The organism is Pseudomonas sp. B21-012 (assembly GCF_024749305.1).
Taxonomy (GTDB): Bacteria; Pseudomonadota; Gammaproteobacteria; order Pseudomonadales; family Pseudomonadaceae; genus Aquipseudomonas.
Genome location: NZ_CP087197.1, coordinates 4,839,063 through 4,852,064, shown reverse-complemented (window position 1 = coordinate 4,852,064; position 13,002 = coordinate 4,839,063). Strand labels below are relative to the sequence as shown.

Genomic DNA, 13,002 nt, shown 5'->3' with positions numbered 1-13,002 from the left:
GAAAACAAAGCGCGCACTCTAACCGCTGTGCTCCATCGGGCGCCAGCCATGGCGCAACATATCCACACGATTATTGTGCAAGGTGATGCCTTCTGCGCGCAGCCGGGCCCGCTGTTCATCGCCTGAAGGGGTGCCCAGGGCCAGGCTCAGGCGTCCGCCGGCGCCCAGCACCCGGTGCCAGGGCAACTGGGTATCGCTGGGCAACTGGCTGAGGGTACGCCCGACCCAGCGCGCCGCGCGGCCTAAACCTGCCAGTTGCGCCAGTTCGCCGTAGCTGATCACCTTGCCCGCGGGCACCTGGCCAAGCACCAGGTAGAGTGCCATTCGTCGGGCTTCGGCGCTTTCGGTCGGATCGCCGGGAATCCCGTTCATCGCGGGATTCGCTTATTGCGCGCTGCACGCGCAGGTTTGTTCGAGCAAATAAGAATTGAACTCATCGACATGGGGCAGGTCAGTCCTTGCTCTGATGGCGGGTATCTGGATAATGCCCGACTTTTTTCGCGAACCCGAGTCCGTTGCCGCTTATGTTTCCTAGAGCCTTGTTGTGCGTTGCCCTCGCTGCTGCCTGTTCCCCCGCCCTTGCCGACACCGTGTGGATGAAAAACGGTGACAAGCTGAGCGGCAAGATCAAGGTTTTCGATGGCGGCAAACTGTTGCTCGAAACGCCTTATGGCGGCTCCATCGCCCTGGACTGGAAGCAGGTGCAGACCCTGGAAAGCGACCAGGAGTTGCTGGTCAAGCAAGACGCCTACAGCGGCGAAAAAGCCAAGTCGCTGCAGGCTGCCGAAGACGGCAAGGTCGTTCTGGCCAACGGCGAGGCCCCCAAGACTGTCGAACTGGCCAGCATCCAGCAGATCATGAAGCCAAAGCCTGTGGTCGAGGACCTGTCGTGGAAGGGCAATGTCGACCTGGCCATGGACTATAAGCGCGCCGAAACCGACAGCGACGACTACGACATCGACTTCAAGACCACCGCCCGTCACGGCCGCTGGCGCCATCAGGCCGAAGGCGAATACAACCGCGAAAGCAAGGACGAGGTCACCACCACCAATAACTGGAGCGCCGAATACGCGCTGGACCGCTTCATCACCGAGAAGTGGTTCTGGCAGGGCCGTCTGGAATACAAGCGTGACCATATCGAAGACCTCGCCCGCCAGCGCACCGTGGGTACCGGCCCGGGCTACCAGTTCTGGGATGACGAACTGGGCGCGTTCTCGCTCGGTTCGCTGGTCAACCGTACCGACTATGAATACGCCGACGGCGGCAAGGACAACTTCTACTCGCTGGCCATGAAGTGGGACTACAACCGCTACCTGATTGGCAAGCGCGTCGAGTTCTTCACCAACGGCGAAGTCGGCAAACCGCTGGGCGGCGTCGCCGAGTACGCCCTGGATGCCGAGGTCGGCCTGCGCTACAAGGTTACCGAGTGGGCCTCGCTCAACCTCAAGGCCGAGAAAGACATCATCAGCGGCACCCGCGACAGCGACCTGGACAAGACCCGCTATACCGCAGGTTTCGGTGTGGCCTGGTAAGCACGCTGGCAACACCGAGCGATAATGATTATTTTGTCGGTTAACTAGCCTGGGCGTGCGCGCATGCACGCTCGGCATTACGACGATTATCGAGCGGGGAGTCATACAGTGAGCGCTAAAGCCGCAACACAGGCACGGGAGCTGCTGCTCAAAGAGTACCGCGGGGTGCTGTCGACCCATTCCAAATCGATGCCGGGCTTTCCGTTCGGATCGGTGGTGCCCTATTGCCTGGATGCCGACGGCAATCCGCTGATCCTGATCAGCCGCATTGCCCAGCACACCCACAACCTGCAAAAAGACCCCAAGTGCTCGTTGCTGGTGGGCGAGCGCGACGCCGAGGACGTCCAGGCGGTGGGCCGCCTGACCGTGCTGGCCGAGGCGCAACAGCTGGTCGAGGCCGAGGCGGTCGAAGCCGCTGCCGAGCGCTATTACCGTTACTTCCCCGAATCGGCCAACTACCATAAAGCCCACGATTTCGACTTCTGGGTGCTCAAACCGGTGCGCCATCGCTACATCGGCGGCTTCGGCGCAATCCACTGGATCGATCACCTGAACCTGGCCAACCCCTTTGCCGGCAAGGCCGAACAGAGCATGATCGAGCACATGAACAGCGATCACGCCAACGCCATCGAGCACTACGTCCAGCTCAGCGGCCTGCCCCAGGGCGCGGCGGCGCAGATGGTCGGCATCGACAGCGAGGGCATGCACCTGCGCATTGGCCAGGCCCTGCACTGGTTGCCGTTCGCAGCGCCTTGCAATACGCCGATACAAGTGCGCGAAGCCCTGGTTTTTCTGGCCCGCGCCGATCAATGGCCTCAACGGCAAGCCGCCGAGGCTTGAAATGGCGAGGGATCGCATCCATTAAAGGTCTACTGCAAGGACATCTTGCGCAGAGGAACCGTTGATGCGTGCTTTTCTATTGCTGTTTCTGATTTTTCCGGTGCTGGAGCTGTATGTGTTTTTCAAGGTCAGCACCGCGATCGGCTTCTTTCCCGCGCTGCTGCTGATCATCGCTGGCTCCGCCCTGGGCGTGCTGGTGGTGCGGGTGGCGGGCCTGGCCACCGCCCTGCGTGCCCGCGAGAGCCTGCAGCGCGGCGAGCTGCCGGCCGAGGACATGTTCCACGGCCTGATGCTGGCGCTCGGTGGCGGCCTGCTGCTGTTACCCGGCTTCATCAGTGACGTGATCGGCCTGGTCTGCCTGCTGCCGTTCACCCGTCGCTTGCTCGGGCGCAAGATGCGCGAGCGCGCCGAGGCCCAGGCCATGCGCCAGCGCGCCTTTGGCGATGATCCGTTCATGGCGCGGCCGGGCCAGCCCGGTGGCCACCAGCCAACGGTGATCGAAGGTGAAGTGGTCGGCCGTGAAGATCCTGCTCAGCCTAACCTGCGCAATCCACGGGACTTGTAAAGGTTACCTGTGCTTTGCCAACGGCCCCTATCGGGGCCGTTTTGCTTTGTGCAGCGCCGATCGCTAAAAATTTTCACAGCCAAGCCTTGTAATTGCTCTTGGCGACCTCATGTATGGGTCACCGCAAGGTTTCTGGTGATTTGCACCAGACATTACATGTGTGGTCCGCCCCGCGGGCTACGAGCGGCTACGCCGCAAGCATCAACCCGCCGGTGTCGATACCGGCCGATGAAAACCACAATTAGGAGAGATCGACAATGAAGCTTCGTCCTCTGCATGACCGCGTCGTTATCCGTCGCAGCGAAGAAGAATCGAAAACCGCTGGCGGTATCGTTCTGCCAGGTTCGGCCGCTGAAAAACCTAACCGTGGCGAAGTCGTCGCTGTAGGTACCGGTCGCATCCTGGACAACGGTGAAGTGCGTGCGCTGGCCGTGAAAGTGGGTGACAAGGTGGTTTTCGGCCCTTACTCGGGCAGCAACACTGTGAAAGTTGACGGCGAAGACCTGCTGGTGATGGCTGAGAACGAAATTCTCGCTGTCATCGAAGGCTGATTCCGCTGGTTTCCCGTTACTCCAAAGTATTCAAGGATTAAACGATCATGGCTGCTAAAGACGTAAAATTCGGCGACTCCGCCCGTAAGAAAATGCTCGTTGGTGTCAACGTTCTGGCTGACGCTGTAAAAGCCACCCTGGGCCCGAAAGGCCGTAACGTTGTTCTGGCCAAGAGCTTCGGCGCTCCAACCATCACCAAAGACGGTGTGTCGGTTGCCAAAGAAATCGAGCTCAAAGACGCCTTTGAAAACATGGGCGCCCAGCTGCTGAAAGACGTTGCCTCCAAGGCCAACGACGAAGCTGGTGACGGCACCACCACCGCTACCGTTCTGGCTCAGGCCATCGTCAGCGAAGGCCTGAAAGCCGTTGCTGCCGGCATGAACCCGATGGACCTCAAGCGGGGTATCGACAAAGCCACCATCGCCATCGTCAAAGAGCTGAAGTCCCTGTCCAAGCCATGCGCCGACTCCAAGGCCATCGCTCAGGTCGGCACCATCTCGGCCAACTCCGACAACTCCATCGGTGACATCATCGCCGAAGCCATGGAAAAAGTCGGTAAAGAAGGCGTGATTACCGTCGAAGAAGGCTCGGGCCTGGAAAACGAACTGTCGGTCGTAGAAGGCATGCAGTTCGACCGCGGCTACCTGTCCCCTTACTTCGTCAACAAGCCAGACACCATGGTCGCCGAGCTGGATGGCCCGCTGCTGCTGCTGGTTGACAAGAAAATCTCCAACATCCGCGAACTGCTGCCAGTTCTGGAAGCCGTTGCCAAGGCCGGCCGTCCGCTGCTGATCGTGGCTGAAGACGTCGAAGGCGAAGCGCTGGCCACCCTGGTGGTCAACAACATGCGCGGCATCGTCAAGGTTGCTGCGGTCAAGGCCCCTGGCTTCGGCGACCGCCGCAAGGCCATGCTGCAGGACATCGCCGTCCTGACCGGCGGTACCGTGATCTCCGAAGAAATCGGCCTGAGCCTGGAATCCGCTACCCTGGAGCACCTGGGTAACGCCAAGCGTGTGACCCTGTCCAAGGAAAACACCATCATCGTCGACGGCGCTGGTGTTCAAGGCGATATCGAAGCGCGCATCACCCAGATCCGCGCTCAGGTTGCCGAGACTTCCTCGGACTACGACCGTGAAAAACTGCAAGAGCGTCTGGCCAAGCTGGCTGGCGGTGTTGCCGTGATCAAGGTTGGTGCTGGCACCGAAGTCGAAATGAAAGAGAAGAAAGCCCGCGTTGAAGACGCCCTGCACGCTACCCGTGCAGCCGTCGAAGAAGGCGTGGTGCCTGGCGGTGGTGTTGCCCTGGTTCGCGCTCTGCAAGCCATCGAAGGCCTGAAAGGCGACAACGAAGAGCAGAACGTTGGTATCCAGCTGCTGCGTCGCGCTGTTGAAGCGCCGCTGCGCCAGATCGTTGCCAACGCCGGCGACGAGCCAAGCGTGGTTGTCGACAAGGTCAAGCAAGGTTCTGGCAACTTCGGTTACAACGCTGCGACCGGCGAGTACGGCGACATGATCGAAATGGGTATCCTCGATCCTGCCAAGGTTACCCGTTCGGCCCTGCAAGCTGCAGCTTCGATCGGTGGTCTGATGATCACTACCGAAGCCATGATTGCTGACGCTCCAGTTGAAGCTGGCGCTGGCGGCGGCATGCCGGACATGGGCGGCATGGGTGGTATGGGTGGCATGGGCGGCATGATGTAAGCCAGCCTTACCCGCTCGATAAAAAGCCCCGCCTTGTGCGGGGCTTTTTTATGCCTGCCTTTTTACTTTGCAGCAACCAGCGCGTCCTGCTTGACCTCAACCGGCCGGCGATACAGCACCCAGTAGTAACAGCCAAGGCTGATCAGCCAGCAAAACACTGCCGTCCATACGTTGTGCGAAAAGAAGTGCGCGCCCTGCAGCATGCGCCCCACCGAAAACAGCGTACCCAGGCCAAAGGCGAATACCAGCGCGGCCCTGGCCAGGCGCGGGCGCCGATCACGCAAAACAAAAAACAGTGCAAACAGGGTAAAGCCGGTTGCCGCATGGCCGCCTGGCCAGCAGCGTCCGGGCTTGTCGGTAGCCGGGCGCGGGCTGAGCAGCTCGCTGTAGGTTTCCTTGCCACCAAACTCGCTCAGGCTCCACGGGCACTGCACCGCAGTTACTGCCTTGACCGGGGTGACAAAGCTGGTCGACAAACCCATGGCCAGCACCAGGCAACCCAGTTCCCGCCGCCAGCTGAACAGCCGCGACCAGAAGAAACTCGCGGCGAAGGCCACAATCGCCAGCAAACCGAGGGCAATTACCGCCTGTTTGGCCCGGTCGTGCAGGATATCTTCGAGAAAATAGCTGTGCCGGCCGATGAACTGCCCGGCTACCGGATCGAACGCCAGCTTGGCCAGGTCCATGTCCAGCGAGGTCAGCTCCAGCAGGATCAATATGATTGCGGTAATGGCGGGAATGCCCAGGGCAATCCAGAAATTCAGCGGACGGGAGTAGGCGGGTAGTGACATGGCAAGTCCAGGCAGGTCAAAGGGGAGTCCGACCGGCAATTCTCGGGCAGCCGCCATCACCTGTCCGTGAAGGCTCGGTGAAAAAAACGTTAACCTGCAATAAAGTCGCGCCGACCTAGCCTGGCGCCGCTGATGGCCTTAAGCTGCGCCTGCCAAGCAGGCAAAAGCGTCGGACCGGAGACACCCCAATGCGAATTCTACTGGTTGAAGACAACCGCGATATCCTGGCCAACCTGGCCGACTACCTGGGCCTGAAGGGCTACACGGTGGACTGTGCCCAGGATGGCCTGTCCGGCCTGCACCTGGCCGCTACCGAGCATTACGACCTGATCGTGCTCGACATCATGCTGCCCGGCATCGACGGCTACACCCTGTGCAAGCGTCTGCGTGAAGATGCCCGGCGTGATACCCCGGTGATCATGCTCACCGCCCGTGACCAGCTCGATGACCGCTTGCAGGGTTTTCGTTCTGGCGCTGACGATTACCTGCTCAAGCCGTTCGCGCTGTCGGAGCTGGCCGCGCGCATCGAGGCAGTACTGCGCCGGGCCCAGGGCGGCGGTCGCCGGACCTTGCAGATCAGCGACCTGATCTACGACCTGGACACCCTCGAGGTGACCCGCGAAGGCAAGCTGCTCAAACTCAACCCGGTGGGCCTCAAGCTGCTGGCTGTGCTGATGCAGAAGAGCCCGCACGTACTGCGCCGCGAAGTGCTCGAAGAGGCGCTGTGGGGCGATGACTGCCCGGACAGCGACAGCCTGCGCAGCCATGTTCACCAGTTGCGCCAGGTGATCGACAAACCCTTCGAAAAGCCCCTGCTGCATACCGTCCACGGCGTCGGCTATCGTCTGGCCGAGGGCCGTGATGGAGTTTAGACAGAGCCTTGCCCAGCGCATCATCATTGCTTTTGCCCTGATGAGCGCACTGGTGGCCGGGGCGTTTGCCTTTGGCATTGTTGCTACCGTGCACCTGGTCGAAGAGCGGCTGATTTCCGCGGTACTGGGCGGCGATCTGCAGCGCTTGCTGCGCATGGACAGCGTCGGCGACTGGAGCCACCGGCCACGGCCGGACCAACTGTTCTATTTCAGCGGCGGGCGCGACGAATTCGAACTGCCCAAGGATTTGCGCCATCTCGAACGAGGCTTTCACGAAGTGTTTCGCGAAGACTTGTCCTACCACGCGATGGTCGAAATCGTTGATGGCCGGCGCTATGTCCTGCTCCAGGACCAGAGCGATTTCGAAGAACGCGAGCGGGTGCTGTTCGCCGTCGTGGTGGTCGGCTTCGTGTTGAGCCTGGCGCTGGCAGTGTTCCTCGGCTGGGTCCTGGCCCGCCGGGTTATGGCGCCGGTGATCCGCCTGGCGCGCCAGGTTCGTCACCGCGACCAGTTGCTCGGCCTGGCACCACCTTTGGCACCAGATTACGCCGCGGATGAAGTCGGCCAGCTGGCGGTGGCCTTCGACGACACCCTTGGGCGTCTGCGCGATGCCCTGACCCGTGAACGCCTGTTTACCAGCGACGTCAGCCACGAGCTGCGTACGCCGCTGATGGTGCTGGCCAGCTCCTGCGAGCTATTGCTGGTCAACCCCAACATGGAGCCCCGGGCGCGCTCCCAGGTCGAACGTATCGCCCGCGCCACTGAAGAGATGCAGGAACTGGTGAAAACCTTCCTGATGCTTGCCCGTGCCCAGCGCGACGAAGGCGCAGTGGCCTCGCAGGCAACCATGAAGGAAGTCGCCGATGACCTGATTGGCGTCTGGCGCGACACCATCGAGCAGAAAGGCCTGACCTTGCTGTACGACCCCAAGGCCGCAACCTCGACCTTGTACAACGCCACCTTTCTGCAGGCGGTGATGGGCAACCTGCTGCGCAACGCCGCGCACTACACCGACCAAGGCTTTATCCGCCTGACCCTGGAGCCTGCCGGGTTTCTGGTCGAGGACAGTGGCGTGGGGATTCCCGAAGAGCAGCGCGAAGCCATGTTCCGGCCGTTCGTGCGCGGCGACGAACGGCGTGGCGAAGGCCTGGGCCTGGGTTTGTCGCTGGTGCAGCGGATCTGTGACGATCAGGGCTGGTCGGTCAGCCTTAGCGCTATGGTGCCCCATGGCTGCCGCTTCCATGTCGACCTGAGCCTGGCACCCGAGCGGCCGCTCGAGGGGTAACAGGGCATTGGCCGGTGTGAAAGTTTGTAATTTGTTGAAACCTTTACCGTGAAAACTAACAAATTTTTCACACCAGCATGACCTGACGCCAACGCTTGCCTGCCTAAGGTGAGTGCATTGGAGTCAGGAGATGCACAATGCGTAGCCCTATCAAACTCGAGTTTTCGGAAAAGTACGACCAGCAGCACGCCCAGGAATACTTCCTCAAGCACCAGGATGGCCTGGCGCGGCGGATGTCCCACCAGCGTGACGAGCAACTGGCCCGTCGCGCCCTGGCGCTGGCTGGCGAGCCCGGGCTGGTCCTCGACCTGCCGTGCGGCGCCGGGCGTTTCTGGCCGTTGCTGGCAGAAAAACCCAACCGGGTGATCATCGGCGCCGACAACTCCGAAGCCATGCTCGAAACTGCACGCGCCTCGCAGCCGGCCCATGTGGTGGAACGGGTACGTACCTTGCAGACATCTGCCTTCGCCATCGATTTACCGGATAACTCGGTCGACAGTATTTTTTGCATGCGGCTGATGCATCACATCGGTGAAGCCGCCCATCGCAAGACATTACTCTCGGAATTTCAACGAGTTACCCGCGACAGCGTGATCGTTTCGCTGTGGGTGGATGGCAACTTCAAAGCCTGGCGGCGCAAAAAGCTCGAGCAACGGCGTTACGCCGAAAGCGGGCAGGGCAGTTACCAGAATCGTTTTGTGTTACCAGCTGCTACGGTTGAAGAAGAATTCGAAGCCGCAGGGTTCCGCATTCAGGAACGATTGGACTTCTTGCCGTTCTATGCCATGTGGCGAGTCTATCTATTGCGTAAGGGGTGAGCGGGGCATGGGGTTTGAGCGCACAGCAGCAACGACGAACAAGGATCAGTTCGATCATTTCTGGCAGCAGCAGGGTGAATGGGTCGAGGAGCCCAATCAGCGTCGCGGCGGCGAGAGTGGTGTACAACGCCTGAGCGACGACACGGGCCATACGTTCTATGCCAAGCGTCAGATCGGCCATATCTACCGCAGCCTTTTGCACCCCTTCGGCCGGCCCACCGTGCTCCGTGAGTACGAGGCCCTGAACAGTTTCGAGCAGCTTGGCGTGCGGGTGCCGCATATCGTCTATTGCGGCGTCGAGCGCGATGCCGAGCACCAGTGGCGCGCGTTGCTGGTCAGCGAGGCGCTGGAAGGTTTCGAGGACATCGACAGCTGGTTCGCTGCCGGCGCCCGTGAGCGCTATCACCCGGCATTGCACGAGCGGGTCCTGCTGGACCTGGCGCAGAACCTGGTGCGTATGCACCGTGGTCACTGGCAGCATGGTTGCCTGTATGGCAAGCACGTGTTCGTCAAGGTCGTCGGCGAGGGCGCCGAAGCCAGGGCCGAGGTGGCGTTGCTGGACCTGGAAAAATGCCGCCGGCGCATCAGTTGCCAGCGCGCTGCCGCCAATGACCTTAAACAATTGCGCCGCCATTCGTCTTTCACTGACGCAGAGTGGCAAAAACTGCTCTATTTTTACCAGATGGCGTTTGGCAGCGCTGTCAAAGGTTTAGAGTAATGAAACTAGAAATAGCTCGAGGTGTGTTCCTGCTGATGGCGCTGGGCGTGGCAACTGTCGCCGTGGCCGCGTGGGAAGAGCCACGCCCGCAAATAGTCAGCAAGGTCGACGCCGGTGCGCAATGTCTGTTGCCCCGGGTGGTCAAGCCCCAGGTCGATGCCAAACCCGATCACGATCTGCTGTTGTTGCTGTTCGGGTTGAGCCAGGGCGTACGCGCCAGCGGCTGAAACCTTGCAAGGCGTTCAGGCAAAGGCCTCGTCATCGACGAGGCCTTTTGCATTTCATACCGTTTGCGTGGCGGCTTGCGGCGCATCGGCCTTGGCCAGCAGGGTATAGATGCACGGCAGCACGAACAGGGTGAACAAGGTGCCCACCGACATGCCGGTGGCGATCACCGTGCCGATGTCGAAGCGGCTGACCGCGCCGGCGCCGGTGGCAAGGATCAGCGGCACCATGCCAAATACCATCGCCGCAGTGGTCATCAGCACCGGGCGCAGGCGGATGGCTGCGGCTTCTTCCACCGCTTCGCGGGCGCTCAGGCCTTTTTGCTGGCGCAACTGGTTGGCGAACTCGACGATCAGGATGCCGTGCTTGCTGATCAGCCCGATCAGGGTCACCAGGCCCACCTGGGTATAGATGTTCATGCTCGAGATCCCCAGGAACAGGGGAATCAACGCCCCGCAGATCGACAGCGGCACAGTCACCAGGATCACCAGCGGGTCGCGCAAGCTTTCGAATTGCGCCGCCAGTACCAGGAAGATGATCGCCAGCGCCAGGCCGAAGGTTACCCACAGGGCGCTGCCTTCCTGAACGAACTGACGCGCCGCGCCGCCATAGTCAAAGCCGTAGCCCTCCGGCGCTTCCTCACGGGCAATCGTGCGCACGGTATCCAGCGCCTCGCCCATGCTGACCATCGGGAAGCCCTGGATGATCGCCGAGTTCAGTTGCTGGAACTGGTTGAGCTGACGCGGGCGGGCGCGGTCGCTGATGCTGATCAGGGTCGACAGCGCCAGCATCTGCCCCTGCTGGTTCTTCACGTAGTAGTTGTTCAGCCAGTCGGGATTGTCGCGGTAGGGCCGCTCGACCTGGGCAATGACCTTGTAGCTGCGCCCGTCGATAGTGAAGCGGTTGATCTCGGCCTCGCCCAGCAGGGTCGCCAGGGTGCCGCCCAGGGCGTCCATGGACACGCCCATCTGCGCCGCCTTGGCGCGGTCGATATCGACCACCACCTCGGGCTTGTCGAAGGCCAGGTCGATGTCGAGGAAGGCGAACTTGCCCGACGCCTGGGCACGCGCCTTGACCCGTTCGGCCACCTCCAGCAACGAGGCGTAGTCGTTGGCGGTGTTGATCACGAAGGCGAACGGCAAGCCTTCACCGGTGCCCGGTAGCGAGGGCAGGTTGAAGCCGAAGATCTGCAGGCCGCTGATGCCTTCGAGCTTGGCCTGTACCAATGGCAGCAGCTGCATCTGGGTGCGCTCGCGTTCGTTCCACGGCTTGAGCAAAAAGCCGCCGATGCCCGATTGCACGCCGTTGAAGCCGTTGATCTGAAACGACGAATAGTACTCGGGGAAGTCCTTGAAGATCTTGATGAACTCGTCGGTGTAGCTGTTCAGGTAATCGAGGTTGGTTGGCTGCGGGGCGGTGGCCATCATGAAGATGATGCCCTGGTCTTCATCGGGCGCCAGCTCGTTCTTGGTGAACATCAGAAACACCGGAATCAGGCACAGCACGATCAGCGCGAACACCAGCACCACCGGCCGGGTGTTGAGGGTGCCATGGAGGGTTTTCTGGTAGCGCAGTTTGAGCCGTTCGAAGAGTACATCCAGACGGTGGGCCAGGCCGCTGGGGTTCTGCTCGTGCCGCAACAGCAGGGCGCACATCATCGGCGACAGGGTCAGGGCGACGATCCCGGAAATCACCACGGCGCCGGCCAGGGTCAGGGCGAACTCCTTGAACAGCGCGCCGGTGAGCCCCTGCAGAAAGCCGATAGGGGCGTACACCGCCGCCAGGGTGATGGTCATCGACACCACCGGCATGGCAATTTCGCGAGCGCCTTCCAGGGCCGCGTCGTAGGGCGATTTACCTTCTTCGATATGACGGTGGATGTTTTCCACCACGACGATAGCGTCATCGACTACCAGGCCGATGGCCAGGACCATGGCCAACAAGGTGAGCAAGTTCAGCGAATAGCCCATCAACTGCATGAAAAACAGCACGCCGATCATCGACAGCGGGATGGTAATGACCGGGATCAGCACCGAGCGCAAGGCGCCGAGGAACAGGAAGACCACGACGATGACGATCAGCACCGCTTCGACCAGGGTCTTGACCACTTCGTCGATCGAGGCCTGGATGAACAGCGTGGCGTCGTAGGCGATCGAGGATTTCAGGTTCGGCGGTAGCTGGCTTTCAAGCTCGGGCATGAGCTTGCGCACCTCCTTGATCACTTCCAGCGGGTTGGCCCCGGGGGTGGCCTTGATGCCGATGTACACCGACGGCGTGCCGTCGAAGGAGCTCACGGTGTCGTAGTTCTCGGCGCCCATTTCAACCCGCGCCACGTCGCCGAGCAGCACCCGGCTGTCGCCACTGGTCTTGAGCGGGATATTGGCGAAGGCTTCGGCGCTCTTGAGCTCGGTGGTGGCGTTGATACTGGTGACGATGTACTCGCCCTTGAGCTCGCCGGCCGCCGAAAGGAAGTTGTAGCCGCGCACCGCCTGGGTCACGTCGTTGGCGCTCAGGCCGTAGCCGGCAAGCTTTACCGGGTCGATCCACAGGCGCATGGCGAACAGCTGGTTGCCGAGGATCTCGGCTTCGGCCATGCCCGGCAGGGTCGCAAGCTTGGGCTGGATGACCCGCGACAGGTAATCGGTGATCTGCGGGTTGCTCAACTCGCTGCTGTAGAAGCTTACGTACATCAGCGCCGAGGCGTCGGCGGCCTCCTTGCTCAGCACCGGGTCTTCGGCGTCCTGGGGCAGCTTGTTCTTGACCTCGTTGGCCTTGGCCAGCAACTCGGTGAACAGCCGGTCGCTGTCCGAGCCGATGCGCGCATAGATCGAAATCACCGAGAAGTTCTGCCGGCTCACCGAGGTCATGTAGTCGATGCCTTCGGCGCTGGCCAGGCTTTGCTGCAGCGGCTGGGTGATGTAGCCCTGGATGGTTTCGGCGTTGGCCCCGGGGTAGGCGGTGGTCACCGTGATCAGGGCGTTTTCCATTTGCGGGTATTGGCGGATCGGCAACTTGCTCCAGGCCTGGAAGCCCAGCAGCACGATCAGCAGGCTGACCACGCTGGCCAGCACCGGGCGGCGGATGAACGGATCGGTAAAGGCCATG

At 61.4% G+C, this 13,002-nt stretch carries 13 protein-coding genes; 10 read left to right on the top strand and 3 right to left on the bottom strand.

Features of this window, described 5'->3' with window-relative positions; translation table 11 throughout:
• Positions 1-18: 18 nt before the first annotated feature.
• Positions 19-372: an MGMT family protein gene (locus tag LOY37_RS22115; RefSeq protein ID WP_045197370.1), complete on the bottom strand. Its 354-nt coding sequence runs from the start codon at positions 370-372 to the stop codon at positions 19-21.
• Positions 373-524: 152 nt separating this feature from the next.
• On the opposite strand from LOY37_RS22115, the gene LOY37_RS22110 reads away from it, so the two are divergent.
• The 5 genes from LOY37_RS22110 (at position 525) to groL (ending at position 5,188) form a co-directional block, all read left to right on the top strand.
• The gene (locus LOY37_RS22110) at positions 525-1,532 is read left to right on the top strand and encodes a DUF481 domain-containing protein (RefSeq protein ID WP_045197889.1); all 1,008 of its coding nucleotides are present in this window, start codon (positions 525-527) and stop codon (positions 1,530-1,532) included.
• 108 nt (positions 1,533-1,640) lie between these two features.
• The gene (locus LOY37_RS22105) at positions 1,641-2,372 is read left to right on the top strand and encodes a HugZ family protein (protein WP_123566440.1); all 732 of its coding nucleotides are present in this window, start codon (positions 1,641-1,643) and stop codon (positions 2,370-2,372) included.
• A 64-nt stretch (positions 2,373-2,436) separates the two neighbouring features.
• On the top strand, positions 2,437-2,937 hold the full coding sequence (locus LOY37_RS22100) for an FxsA family protein (RefSeq protein ID WP_045197374.1): 501 nt from the start codon (positions 2,437-2,439) through the stop codon (positions 2,935-2,937).
• 257 nt (positions 2,938-3,194) lie between these two features.
• Entirely contained in the window at positions 3,195-3,488 is a 294-nt protein-coding gene (locus LOY37_RS22095; RefSeq protein ID WP_003260750.1) for a co-chaperone GroES, read from the top strand.
• Between the two features lie 47 nt (positions 3,489-3,535).
• Complete coding sequence (gene groL / locus LOY37_RS22090) at positions 3,536-5,188, top strand: chaperonin GroEL (protein WP_258715729.1); 1,653 nt, start codon at positions 3,536-3,538, stop codon at positions 5,186-5,188.
• A 62-nt stretch (positions 5,189-5,250) separates the two neighbouring features.
• On the opposite strand, the gene LOY37_RS22085 is transcribed toward groL, so the two are convergent.
• The gene (locus LOY37_RS22085) at positions 5,251-5,979 is read right to left on the bottom strand and encodes a phosphatase PAP2 family protein (protein ID WP_258715728.1); all 729 of its coding nucleotides are present in this window, start codon (positions 5,977-5,979) and stop codon (positions 5,251-5,253) included.
• A 188-nt stretch (positions 5,980-6,167) separates the two neighbouring features.
• On the opposite strand from LOY37_RS22085, the gene colR reads away from it, so the two are divergent.
• The 5 genes from colR to LOY37_RS22060 all read left to right on the top strand — a co-directional run bounded on the left by colR (position 6,168) and on the right by LOY37_RS22060 (position 9,899).
• Positions 6,168-6,851 carry a two-component system response regulator ColR gene (colR, locus tag LOY37_RS22080; RefSeq protein WP_045197381.1) on the top strand — a complete coding sequence of 228 codons (684 nt, stop codon included), beginning with the start codon at positions 6,168-6,170 and terminating at the stop codon, positions 6,849-6,851.
• Entirely contained in the window at positions 6,841-8,136 is a 1,296-nt protein-coding gene (locus LOY37_RS22075) for a HAMP domain-containing sensor histidine kinase (protein WP_045197383.1), read from the top strand. The genes colR and LOY37_RS22075 overlap by 11 nt, the downstream gene beginning before the upstream one ends.
• A gap of 137 nt (positions 8,137-8,273) precedes the next feature.
• The gene (locus LOY37_RS22070) at positions 8,274-8,954 is read left to right on the top strand and encodes a class I SAM-dependent methyltransferase (protein ID WP_045197385.1); all 681 of its coding nucleotides are present in this window, start codon (positions 8,274-8,276) and stop codon (positions 8,952-8,954) included.
• A 7-nt stretch (positions 8,955-8,961) separates the two neighbouring features.
• The gene (locus tag LOY37_RS22065) at positions 8,962-9,672 is read left to right on the top strand and encodes a lipopolysaccharide kinase InaA family protein (protein WP_045197386.1); all 711 of its coding nucleotides are present in this window, start codon (positions 8,962-8,964) and stop codon (positions 9,670-9,672) included.
• A complete protein-coding gene (locus tag LOY37_RS22060; RefSeq protein ID WP_258715727.1) occupies positions 9,672-9,899 on the top strand; it encodes a hypothetical protein in 228 nt (75 codons plus the stop codon). The genes LOY37_RS22065 and LOY37_RS22060 overlap by 1 nt, the downstream gene beginning before the upstream one ends.
• A 54-nt stretch (positions 9,900-9,953) precedes the next feature.
• Here LOY37_RS22060 and LOY37_RS22055 read toward each other — a convergent pair whose 3' ends face one another.
• The gene (locus LOY37_RS22055) at positions 9,954-13,001 is read right to left on the bottom strand and encodes a multidrug efflux RND transporter permease subunit (RefSeq protein ID WP_093379860.1); all 3,048 of its coding nucleotides are present in this window, start codon (positions 12,999-13,001) and stop codon (positions 9,954-9,956) included.
• Position 13,002 lies beyond the last annotated feature (1 nt).

What these genes read in the sequence shown, in the direction of transcription:
- colR (WP_045197381.1), top strand. Translation starts at nt 6,168, where the DNA reads ATGCGAATTCTACTGGTTGAAGACAACCGCGATATCCTGGCCAACCTG.
- LOY37_RS22095 (WP_003260750.1), top strand. Translation starts at nt 3,195, where the DNA reads ATGAAGCTTCGTCCTCTGCATGACCGCGTCGTTATCCGTCGCAGCGAA.
- LOY37_RS22070 (WP_045197385.1), top strand. Translation starts at nt 8,274, where the DNA reads ATGCGTAGCCCTATCAAACTCGAGTTTTCGGAAAAGTACGACCAGCAG.
- LOY37_RS22115 (WP_045197370.1), bottom strand. Translation starts at nt 372, where the DNA reads ATGAACGGGATTCCCGGCGATCCGACCGAAAGCGCCGAAGCCCGACGA.
- LOY37_RS22100 (WP_045197374.1), top strand. Translation starts at nt 2,437, where the DNA reads ATGCGTGCTTTTCTATTGCTGTTTCTGATTTTTCCGGTGCTGGAGCTG.
- LOY37_RS22085 (WP_258715728.1), bottom strand. Translation starts at nt 5,979, where the DNA reads ATGTCACTACCCGCCTACTCCCGTCCGCTGAATTTCTGGATTGCCCTG.
- LOY37_RS22060 (WP_258715727.1), top strand. Translation starts at nt 9,672, where the DNA reads ATGAAACTAGAAATAGCTCGAGGTGTGTTCCTGCTGATGGCGCTGGGC.
- groL (WP_258715729.1), top strand. Translation starts at nt 3,536, where the DNA reads ATGGCTGCTAAAGACGTAAAATTCGGCGACTCCGCCCGTAAGAAAATG.
- LOY37_RS22065 (WP_045197386.1), top strand. Translation starts at nt 8,962, where the DNA reads ATGGGGTTTGAGCGCACAGCAGCAACGACGAACAAGGATCAGTTCGAT.
- LOY37_RS22110 (WP_045197889.1), top strand. Translation starts at nt 525, where the DNA reads ATGTTTCCTAGAGCCTTGTTGTGCGTTGCCCTCGCTGCTGCCTGTTCC.
- LOY37_RS22055 (WP_093379860.1), bottom strand. Translation starts at nt 13,001, where the DNA reads ATGGCCTTTACCGATCCGTTCATCCGCCGCCCGGTGCTGGCCAGCGTG.
- LOY37_RS22075 (WP_045197383.1), top strand. Translation starts at nt 6,841, where the DNA reads ATGGAGTTTAGACAGAGCCTTGCCCAGCGCATCATCATTGCTTTTGCC.